Source organism: Peribacillus sp. NPDC058002 (genome assembly GCF_042886655.1).
GTDB classification, from domain to species: domain Bacteria; phylum Bacillota; class Bacilli; order Bacillales; family DSM-1321; genus Peribacillus; species Peribacillus aracenensis.
In genome coordinates, this window is the sequence record NZ_JBHVQU010000444.1 from 483 (window position 1) to 1,881 (window position 1,399).

At 44.7% G+C, this 1,399-nt stretch carries 1 protein-coding gene; it reads left to right on the forward strand.

Features of this window, described 5'->3' with window-relative positions; all coding sequences use genetic code 11:
* Window positions 1-104: 104 nt before the first annotated feature.
* The coding region (locus tag ACFVSH_RS26130) for an aspartate aminotransferase family protein (protein WP_387708707.1) at window positions 105-1,399 on the forward strand (1,295 nt) is incomplete at its 3' end.

Here is a 1,399-nt window from a genome sequence, read left to right on the forward strand (position 1 = left end):
GACCACATACTGCATACGCAACTTATTTTATCTAGTTTTCGTTCATAAGGCCCTACAGTTGACTCTCTTTCATTTGTTTTTAAAAAGAAGGAGTGTGTGGGCTTATGGAGCAGTCTTCATTGATCAAACCGGTCCTGGGAGGAGCCTACCCGACTATCAGTCATGGTCAGGGAGTGTTTTTATACGACAAAGATGGAAAGGAGTACCTTGATGCTTCTTCCGGTGCAGTTACAGCCAATATTGGCCATGGAGTCCAGGAAATCATTGAAGCGATGATAAAACAGGCCAAACAGGTTTCATTTGTGTATCGTTCCCAATTTACCAGCGATGCTGCAGAGAAACTTGCCGGAAAAATTGCGGAATTGACCAAAGGGGAACTGACATACAGTTTTTTTGTAAACAGCGGCTCCGAAGCGACTGAAACGGCATTGAAAATTGCCATCCAGCATTGGCAGGAAAAAGGGAAGCCCAAAAAACAAAAAATCATATCGAGATGGATGAGCTACCATGGCATCACGATGGGAGCTCTTTCAATGTCTGGACATCCGATTCGCCGGGAAAGATTTGCTCCTATGCTTGAATCATATCCTTCTGTATCTCCTCCATATTGTTACCGATGTCCACTTCAACTTGATCCACATACGTGTGGAATGTCCTGTGCTTCGGAATTGGAAGCATCAATCCGGCGTATTGGCAGTGAAAATATAGCGGCTTTCATTGCAGAACCTGTTATCGGCGCAGCCGGAGGGGCCATTGTTCCTCCTGATGGTTATTTTCGAAAACTAAAGAAAATCTGCGAAGAGAATGATATTTTATTCATTGCGGATGAAGTAATGACCGGATTTGGACGCACCGGTAAGATGCTTGCTTCTGAATATTGGAATGTGGAGCCTGATATCGTAACATTTGGTAAAGGTATGAGCGGAGGGTATACACCGATTGCGGCCGCAGTAATGACCAAAAACGTGATGGAGCCCATAATGAAAGGGTCGAAGTTAATTATAGGAGGCCATACTCTAAGTGCAAATCCGTTATCGTGTGCGGTGTCTTTGGCCGTTTTAGAATATGTCGAAAGAAATGAACTTGTCGAAAAATCAGCCGACAGAGGGAATTACTTGATTAGGGGCCTGAAAAAGTTGGCAGGGAAGTATTCCTTTATCGGTGATATACGCGGGAGAGGTTTATTGATTGGCATCGAATTTGTCCAGGATAAAGCAACGAAGGCCCCATATCCGAAAGAGGCAGACGTGACTAATGAAATCATTGAATTGGGAATGAGGAATGGAATACTTCTTTATCCCGCAGCTGCAGGCCTTGACGGTGTAACAGGATCAGCGATCATCATCTCCCCGCCGTTAACGATATCGGAAGAGGAGTGCGCTGAACTGTTAATGAGCTG